At 62.7% G+C, this 8,815-nt stretch carries 6 protein-coding genes and 1 tRNA gene; 3 read left to right on the forward strand and 4 right to left on the reverse strand.

The genetic code is table 11. From position 1 onward, the window contains the following. The first annotated feature begins 67 nt into the window (after positions 1–67). Positions 68–991, forward strand: a complete 924-nt coding sequence (locus L610_RS13865; RefSeq protein ID WP_144705786.1) for a carbohydrate kinase — start codon at positions 68–70, stop codon at positions 989–991. On the opposite strand, the gene cysQ is transcribed toward L610_RS13865, so the two are convergent. Genes cysQ through cysD form a run of 3 tightly spaced genes read right to left on the reverse strand, consistent with a single transcriptional unit; the run spans position 992 to position 4,643 of the window. Continuing rightward, positions 992–1,834, reverse strand: a complete 843-nt coding sequence (gene cysQ, locus L610_RS13870; RefSeq protein WP_371713058.1) for a 3'(2'),5'-bisphosphate nucleotidase CysQ — start codon at positions 1,832–1,834, stop codon at positions 992–994. It abuts the gene before it with no gap. Then, positions 1,828–3,735: a sulfate adenylyltransferase subunit CysN gene (gene cysN / locus L610_RS13875; RefSeq protein WP_144705788.1), complete on the reverse strand. Its 1,908-nt coding sequence runs from the start codon at positions 3,733–3,735 to the stop codon at positions 1,828–1,830. Before cysN ends, cysQ begins: the two co-directional genes overlap by 7 nt. Before the next feature lie 2 nt (positions 3,736–3,737). Then, positions 3,738–4,643, reverse strand: coding sequence for a sulfate adenylyltransferase subunit CysD (cysD, locus tag L610_RS13880; RefSeq protein ID WP_144705790.1), 906 nt, complete (start codon positions 4,641–4,643; stop codon positions 3,738–3,740). Positions 4,644–4,926: 283 nt separating this feature from the next. Between cysD and L610_RS13885 the strand changes: the two genes are divergently transcribed. Then, positions 4,927–5,001 (forward strand) — tRNA-Gln (locus L610_RS13885). Positions 5,002–5,040: 39 nt separating this feature from the next. On the opposite strand, the gene L610_RS13890 is transcribed toward L610_RS13885, so the two are convergent. Continuing rightward, complete coding sequence (locus L610_RS13890; protein WP_186441489.1) at positions 5,041–7,155, reverse strand: glycosyltransferase family 25 protein; 2,115 nt, start codon at positions 7,153–7,155, stop codon at positions 5,041–5,043. A 362-nt stretch (positions 7,156–7,517) separates the two neighbouring features. Here L610_RS13890 and L610_RS13895 point away from each other — a divergent pair, with 362 nt between their 5' ends. Further along, positions 7,518–8,633: a DegT/DnrJ/EryC1/StrS aminotransferase family protein gene (locus L610_RS13895; protein ID WP_144705794.1), complete on the forward strand. Its 1,116-nt coding sequence runs from the start codon at positions 7,518–7,520 to the stop codon at positions 8,631–8,633. Positions 8,634–8,815: the final 182 nt, after the last annotated feature.

Below are 8,815 nucleotides of genomic sequence, written 5' to 3' on the forward strand. Positions count from 1 at the left end.
ACAGGGATGCTAGCGGATTGAACGGCCGCATTCAAACCTTTAAGCAGCAACATTATTGGAGAACAGGATGATCCTCTGCTGCGGCGAAGCCCTGATCGACATGCTGCCTCGCAGGACCGTCGAGGGCGAGGAAGCCTACGCGCCCTATGTCGGCGGCGCGGTCTTCAACACGGCCATTGCACTGGGCCGACTGGGCGTCCCGACCGGGTTCTTCTCCGGCCTTTCGACCGACCTTTTCGGCCAGAAGCTCTCCCGCGCGCTTGAGGAAAGCAGCGTCGACCTGTCGCTCGTACGCTACTCGTCGCGGCCGACCACGCTTGCCTTCGTCCACCTTAACAACGGCAACGCCAGCTACACCTTCTTCGACGAGAACTCGGCCGGTCGCATGCTCGAAGAGAGCGACCTTCCGGAACTCCCGGACAGCATCGACGCGCTGCACTTCTCCTGCATCAGCCTCATCCCCGAGCCATGCGGATCGACCTACGAAACCCTCATGCGTCGCGAGCATTCGCGCCGCGTGACGATGCTCGATCCCAATATCCGCAGCGCCTTCATCGCGGACCGCGAAAGCCACCTCGCGCGCCTGCGCCGCATGATTGCGATGGCCGACATAGTAAAACTGTCGGACGAAGACCTTGCTTGGTTCGGCGAGGTCGGGACGCATGACGACATCGCCGAGCGCTGGCTTGCCAGCGGCCCAAAGCTGTTCGTCGTCACGCGGGGCAGCGAAGGCGCGGTCGGCTATACCCGCGAAGCGAAGGCGGAACTCCCGGCGGTCCCGGTCACCGTTGCCGACACCGTTGGCGCCGGCGACACCTTCAATGCCGGCATTCTCGCCGCGCTGCGTGACGATGGTCTGCTCGCCAAGGAAGCACTGGCAAAGCTGTCGCGCGCTCAGCTTGAAAAGGTAATGGCTTTCGCGATCAGGATTTCGGCGATCACCGTCTCGCGTCCCGGGGCCAACCCGCCCCGGCGACACGAGATCGCCTGATCAGGCGATCTTGCCCTCGGCCACGAACCAGCGGTTCGCAAAATCTTCGTCGCCCGGCGTCAGCCCCGGTCCGTAGCGGTACGGCCTGCCGTCGAGCTCACGCGTGATGCCGCCTGCCGCGCGCAGGATCGCGTCGCCCGCGGCCGTGTCCCACTGCATGGTGCGGCCCATGCGCGGATAAAGATCCGCCTGGCCGCTCGCAAGCAGGCAAAATTTCAGCGACGAGCCCACCGTCACCCGGTGCGCCGGTTCATGCCGGGCAATGAATTCATCCGTCTCGGGCGTGTTGTGCGAGCGGCTGGCAACGATGGTCAGCGGCGAGTGTCCTTCCCGGACACGAATCGCGCGACGTTCCTTCGGCTGGTGGTGCTCGTCGGTCGGGATCTCCCATGCCTCGCCCGCCCCGCCCGAATAGAGCAGGTTCCGCGCCGGGGCGTAGATCACGCCTGCAACCGGATTGCCATCGCGCACAAGGCCGATGTTGACGGTGAAATCATCGCCGCCGCGCACGAACTCCCGTGTGCCGTCGAGCGGATCGACCAGGAAAAACGCGTTGCCGACATTGTGCGGCTCCTTGCCGGCCGCGGCCTCTTCTTCCGCAACGACCGGAATGTGCGGGTATCGCCCGCGCAGGCCGTCGAGGATGATCCGCTCCGCATCGCGATCCGCCACAGTCACCGGCGAGCAGTCGGCCTTGATCTCGGCGGAAAAGCCCTCGCGGACGACCTCCATGATGCGACGGCCCGCATCCAGCGCGAGCTGCTCGCAAAGGCTCAGAATCTCGGCGTCTTCGGCATGATCCAGCATACCTTCGGCGATACTATCCCGCGTGAGCCTCAGCAATAGCCGTTCCCGACGAGCCAGCTTTCCAGCACGGCGACAGTCTCTTCCGGTGCCCTGCCGGTCGTCTCCAGTCGCAGTTCCGGTCGCTCCGGCGCCTCATAGGGCGAATCGATGCCGGTAAAATTCTTAAGCTCCCCAGCCCGCGCCTTGCGGTACAGCCCCTTCGGATCGCGCTTGGCGCATTCCTCGAGCGGCGTGTCGACGAAGATCTCGACGAACTCGCCCTCCGGCAGCAGCCCTCGCACCGCATCGCGCTCGGCCCGGAACGGCGAGATGAACGAGACCAGCACGATCAGCCCTGCATCGGCCATCAGCTTGGCGACCTCGCCGACACGGCGGATGTTTTCCACCCGATCAGCCTCGGTGAAGCCGAGGTCGCGGTTCAGCCCGTGGCGCACATTGTCCCCGTCGAGCAAATAGGTGTGCTTGCCGCTGGCGTGCAGCTTCTTCTCGAGCAGGTTGGCGATTGTCGACTTGCCAGAGCCCGAGAGGCCGGTGAACCAGATCACCGCCGGCTTCTGATGCTTGTGCGCGGCCCGCGCCGCCTTGTCGACATCAAGCGCCTGCCAGTGGATGTTCTCAGCCCGCCGCAGCGGGTGCAGGATCATGCCGGCGGCGACGGTGGCATTGCTGATCCGGTCGATCAGCACGAACGCTCCCGTCGCGCGGTTGTCGATGAAGTTATCGAAGGCAATCGGCGCCTGCAGCGACAGGTTGCAGACACCGACCTCGTTGATCTCCAGCGTCTTCGTCGCTTCCTGCGCGAAGTCATCGATGTTGATGCGGTGCTTGAGCTCGGTCACCGTCGCCGAGACTTGGTCGGTCTCCGTGCGCAGGATGTACTGCCTGCCCGGCACCATCTCCTGTTCTCCGAACCAGACGATACTCGCTGCCAGCTGATCCGCCACATGCGGCCGCGCGTCCGGCGCACTCAGGATGTTGCCGCGCGAGGCCTCGATCTCATCCTCGAGGACGAGCGTCACCGCCTGCCCTTCCTGCGCCTGCTCAAGATCGCCACCGGGAGCGATGATGCGCTTCACGCGCGAGGTCTTGCCGGACTTGGCAACGACGATCTCCGCGCCGCGCTCGATGGTTCCCGATGCGATGGTTCCCGCAAAGCCGCGGAAGTCGAGATTGGGCCGGTTCACATACTGGATCGGAAAGCGGAACGGCTTGACCGTTCCGTCCTCGTCCACCTCGACATTTTCGAGGTGCTCGACCATCGTCGGCCCCTCATACCAGCTGGTGTTCTCCGAGCGGCTGGCGATGTTCTCGCCATAGCGCGCTGAGACCGGGATCGGCATCACGGAGACGAAGTTCAGCCTGGCGACGGCCTTCTGGTAGCTGCGCGCTATCTCTTCGAACACCTCCTGGTCGTGGTTGACGAGGTCAATCTTGTTCACCGCCAGGAGGATGTGGCGAATGCCGAGCAGCGAGGCGATATAGGAATGCCGCTTGGTTTGCGGCAGCACGCCCCTGCGCGCGTCGACCAGCACGATCGCGAGATCGGCGACCGAGGCGCCGGTCGCCATGTTGCGGGTGTACTGCACGTGCCCGGGCGTGTCGGCGACGATGAACTTGCGCTTCGGCGTCGCAAAGAATCGATAGGCGACATCGATGGTGATGCCCTGCTCGCGCTCGGCCTCCAGGCCGTCGACCAGCAGCGCGAAGTCGAACTCTTCGCCCGTTGTGCCATGGTGCGCCGACTCCCGCCTGAGCGCCGCGAGCTGATCCTCGAAGATCAGCCGCGTGTCGTAGAGCAGGCGCCCGATCAGGGTCGACTTGCCGTCATCGACCGAGCCGCAGGTGAGGAAGCGCAGCATCGACTTGCGCTCCTGCTCCGCCAGATAGCTGCGGATGTCGGACGAAACGGTCCGCGCCGTCGAAATGTCATGCAGCATGGTCAGAAGTACCCCTCCCGCTTCTTCTTTTCCATCGAACCGGCCTCGTCGCGGTCGATGAGCCGTCCCTGTCGTTCGGAGGTACGCGTGTTGAGCATTTCGGCGACGACCGCATCGAGCGTGTCGGCCTCGGATTCGACGGCGCCGGTCAGCGGGTAGCAGCCAAGCGTGCGGAAGCGCACCTTGCGCATCTCGATCTTTTCGCCCGGCCGCAGCTTGAGGCGCTCGTCATCGACCATGACGAGCATGCCGTCGCGCTCGATCACCGGGCGTTCCTTCGCAAGGTAGAGCGGCACGATCGGGATGTTTTCCTGCAGGATGTACTGCCAGATATCGAGCTCGGTCCAGTTGGACAGCGGAAAGACGCGGATCGATTCGCCGCGATTGATGCGGGTGTTGTAGATCCTCCACATCTCCGGACGCTGGTTCTTCGGATCCCAGCCGTGATGGCTGTCGCGGAACGAGAAGATGCGCTCCTTGGCCCGGCTCTTTTCCTCGTCGCGGCGCGCGCCCCCGAAGGCCGCATCGAAGCCGTGAAGGTCGAGCGCCTGGCGCAGCGCCTGCGTCTTCATGATGTGTGTGTGAACCGCCGAGCCCGAATCGATCGGGTTAATGCCTTGCGCCACGCCCTCCTGGTTGATGTGAACGATCAGGTCGATCCCGAGCCGCTTCGCCGTCGCGTCGCGAAATTCGATCATCTCCCGGAACTTCCAGGTGGTGTCGACATGCAGGAACGGAAAGGGAGTCTTGGCGGGGTAGAATGCCTTCATCGCCAGATGCAGCAGCACCGAGGAATCCTTGCCGATCGAGTAGAGCATGACCGGTTTTTCGAAGCTTGCTGCGACTTCGCGGAAAATGTGAATGGCCTCTGCCTCGAGCCTGTCGAGGTGAGAAAGTCTGGCTAGCATCCGGGGACCTGCGAATGTTCGGGCATTTCAGTGGGAGGCAGTGGCGCACGCGCCATTACTTCAGCGTCTGAAGCATATGTCCCACTTCTACTGGCCCCTCGCGAGGCTTCAGCACCTAATTTTGCCGGTCAGATGGGAGCGGTTTTACAAAAGCTTCTTGCCGCGCAGAAAATGGGGGCACGGCGCCTCTGCCCATGTTTTTCAGCCGGCGTGGAACCCGTGAAGAATGCAAACTTCCATCTTTACGAACTACCGCTCACGCGATAGGAACGCGGCATCTCGTTGGGGCGTAGCCAAGCGGTAAGGCAGCGGTTTTTGGTACCGCCATTCCCTGGTTCGAATCCAGGCGCCCCAGCCACTTCTCCCGAAAGTTCCGGACGTGTTCGCGACTGCCTTGCTATGCGGTCGCTTTTGCTTCTCGCGCAGCAATCGCGGCGGCCGCTTCCTGCCGCGCCTTATTGGCGAGCAGGAAGTGGCAATAGAAGGCAAAGCCGGAGGCGAACCACATGTAGCTCTCGCCGATGGCAAGCCGGTTGTTCGAATTGCTGACGAGCGTCACCGCAAAGAACACCATTGTCGCGATGTAGGCCTGCGCTGCCGCGACATCGATGATCCGTGCGTGCGCGGCGCGATAGACGGTCACCAGCGACCAGCCAAACAACAGCGCGTAGAAGGCGAGACCGGTCCAGCCATAACGGACGGCAATCTCAAGATAGCCGTTGTGGATTAGGTTGTACGGCGCCGCATAGGGCTGCTGCCACCAGAGCGTCAGCCAGCTGACACCCGGTCCGAAGACCGGGTACTCCCCCCACAGGTGCAGTGCATCGTACCACAGGATGAGCCGTTCCTTTTCGCTCATCGGCGTGGTGGGATCGTTGATCAGCACGTCCAGCGCCTGCAGACCCGGCCGGCCGTGCAGAAGCTCACTGATTAGCAGCGAAGTCGTTTCGATGGTACCGCCGGCAACACGCGCCACGGTGTCGTAGTTGAGGATGACACCGACGACGGCAACGATCGCAGTTGCCATCGCCAGCGATTTTCCATGGTGGCCGCCAGCGGCCATTAGGGTCAGCAGAAGCACCGGCRGGGCGACGATCATCGCCAGCCACACGCCCTTCGACCACAGGCCGTAGATCGCCAGGCCCGAAAAGACAAAGACGATGGCGCTGAAGACTACCAGGCCGAACTTGAGAGGTCTGGCCAGGTCTCGCCGTCGCAGGACGTGAAGAGCGTAGGGCACTACGCACAGGCAGATGAGTCCCGCCGCCACGGAGGCATGGATCGGATTGTGCTGCAGCAGTGCATCAGCGCGGACATCGGCCCCCGTATGGTCGATTCCTAATGACAGCGCGAGAAGGCTGATCACCATGAACGCCGTCGCCAGGATGAACGGCCTCCGCACGAAAAGCGACATTGCGTAGCCAAGCGTCGGATAAAGCGCCGGCAGAAGATAAATGCCCTCCGCGGAACCGATACCCCTTTCAGGTTCGACAGCCAGGCTCACGCCGAAGCGGGCGAGGACATAGATGCCCCAGAGGAGGCAAACGTGCCCCATCCAGCCGATCTCGGGGAACCTGCGGTAGTTCCAGATGTCCGTGCAATAGTACCGCCACAGCGCCGCAAGGATCAGCGCGGCACCAGCAAAGCGGTAAGCATCCGACTCGGCCCAGACGGCAGAGACGAGCACGAGGACAAGGAAGCCTGCAAGGATCTGCTTCCACGAAACCGGGTCTTCTGCATCCACCAGGGCACGTTGCGGCCGCTGAATGACATGCGACAAGCGTCGGACATAATCCGACGTCCTTGCGCGCGCGGCTCCCAACCGACGGTACCACGGGTATTTTGCCTTCGCGTAGCCGCCGCCGCTGATGTCCGACTTCTTTCGCTCTTCGGTGAAGGCCAGGACGTTCGAACGGACCGAATAGACCTCGGCGCCATGGTGCCAGAAGCGTTCGAGCGCGACATCCCACGGCAGGACCATCTTCGACAGCCTGTCGAGCAGCTTCTGCGCGCCCTCACGGGTGACGAGATAGGCGGCAGCCGACCCCTGCGGCCCGTGAATGGTGCGGCCGACCTTGTCACCCTTCTTCGTCGAGCAGAGTTCGATCAGCAGCTTCGCGCGATGGTTGACGAGCTTCACGACACCGAACTGCGGCAGCTCGTCAATAATCGCGCGAATGCGCGCCTCACTGTCTTCCGTAAATGCCACATCGTCCTCGAGGATCATCCCGTAGGGCACGCCGTCATCGAGAAAAGTGCGCAGCGCCTTGAGGTGGCTGAGGTAGCAGCCATATTCCCCCGGTAGCATGTCGCGGCCATTGATTCGTTCAAAGGTAGCGACATCCGCCTGCTCGCGCGCCGCATGCGCCGCGTCGCGACCATCCACCGCATCGATCCGCGTAAGCGCGATGCCGGGCTCAAAGGCCGCAGCGGAGCGGGCGACCTCTTCCCAACGCTTGGGATTCTTCGCGAGATTGATGACGTAGGCGCGCAGTTGAACACGCCCGCTCATGGGGGATTCGTCCACCGCTCCGGGCTCAATCAAGGCAGCGGATTTCGTCGGCTGGGAAGATGGGCTCAGTTTAAGATTCATGCGCGGTTTCCAGATCGTCCCTGCGCCGCCCAGCTGTCAATTCGGTTAACCATGCAATCCGTCTACGTCATCTGATTCTGTGCCGATAGCACAGACGTCATAATCATCGCCATTTTATGGTGCACACGGCGCCATGCCTGTTTGGAAAATCTGCCTTTTCCGGTAGGGAAACAGTTATTGATCCGCTGCGGGAGCCATCAGACACGACGAGTGGCGGCGGAATGTCACTGGGTGCGCCCGGCCTTCGCTCGTGCGCAACCCACAGCGAAGAACGGAAGAACATGCAGTTCATCGATCTCGGCGCTCAGCGGGAGCGCATCAGCGACAAGCTTAATGCGGCGATCCAGGCGGTCGTTGCCGACGGGCGCTATATCCTCGGGCCTCAGGTGGCCGAGTTCGAAAAGTCTCTCGCGCAGTATGTCGGCGTGAAGCATGTGATTGCCTGCGCCAACGGCACCGACGCGCTCATGCTGCCGCTGATGGCCCACAACATTGGCCCGGGCGACGCGGTTTTCTGCCCGTCCTTCACCTTCGCGGCCACCGCCGAGGTCGTGGCATTGCGCCAGGCGGAGCCGGTGTTCGTCGACATCGACTCCGACACCTACAACATCGATGTCAACAACCTCGAAGCGGCGATCGAGATGGTCGTGTCCGAGGGTCGGCTGAAGCCGCGCGCCATCATCCCGGTCGACCTTTTTGGCCTGCCTGCAGACCACAACGCCATCCGGAAGATCGCCGAGAAGTACAACCTCGTCATCATCGAGGATGCCGCGCAGGGCATCGGCGGCAAACTCGGCAACGAAATGTGCGGCAGCTTCGGCCACGTCGCTTCAACCAGCTTCTATCCGGCGAAGCCGCTTGGCTGCTACGGCGACGGCGGCGCCATGTTCACCAATGACGACGAACTCGCCGAGACGCTCCGCTCGCTTGCCTTCCACGGCAAGGGCGAGTCCCAGTACGACAACGTCCGCATCGGCGTGAACTCGCGCCTCGACACCATTCAGGCCGCGATCCTGATTGAGAAGCTTGCCATCCTCGAGGACGAGATGGAGAAGCGCCAGGTCGTCGCCCGCCGCTACAACGACGGCCTGCGTTCGGTCGTGAAGGTACCGGAGATTTCCTCTGGCAGCCGCTCGGCCTGGGCACAGTACGCGATCGAGACCGACCGCCGCGACGAGCTCAAGGCGCATCTCGGCAAGGAAGGCATCCCGTCGGTCATCTACTACGTCAAGCCCCTGCACCAGCAGGCGGCCTACAGCCACTATCAGTCGTCGCCGCTCGGCATGAAGGTTTCGGAAGAGGTTCCGGCCCGCATTCTTTGCCTGCCGATGCACCCGTACCTCTCGACCGAGGATCAGGACCGCATCATCAAGACGATCGTCGACTTCCTGAGCTGATCAGCTCAGAAAACAGCTCAAACAAAAAGGCCGGTCTCGCGACCGGCCTCAGACCGCTGACAAACCCGCCGATTTTTTGGCGGGTTTTTCGTTTGGCGGGATGACAGAGCGCAGGGGCGCTGCCGGTGCCTGACGAAGTGAAGATAATGAAGGGGCGAGAGGGCCTCATGCCCCCGCCAGGC

The organism is Aminobacter sp. J44 (assembly GCF_007829415.1).
GTDB lineage: Bacteria > Pseudomonadota > Alphaproteobacteria > Rhizobiales > Rhizobiaceae > Aerobium.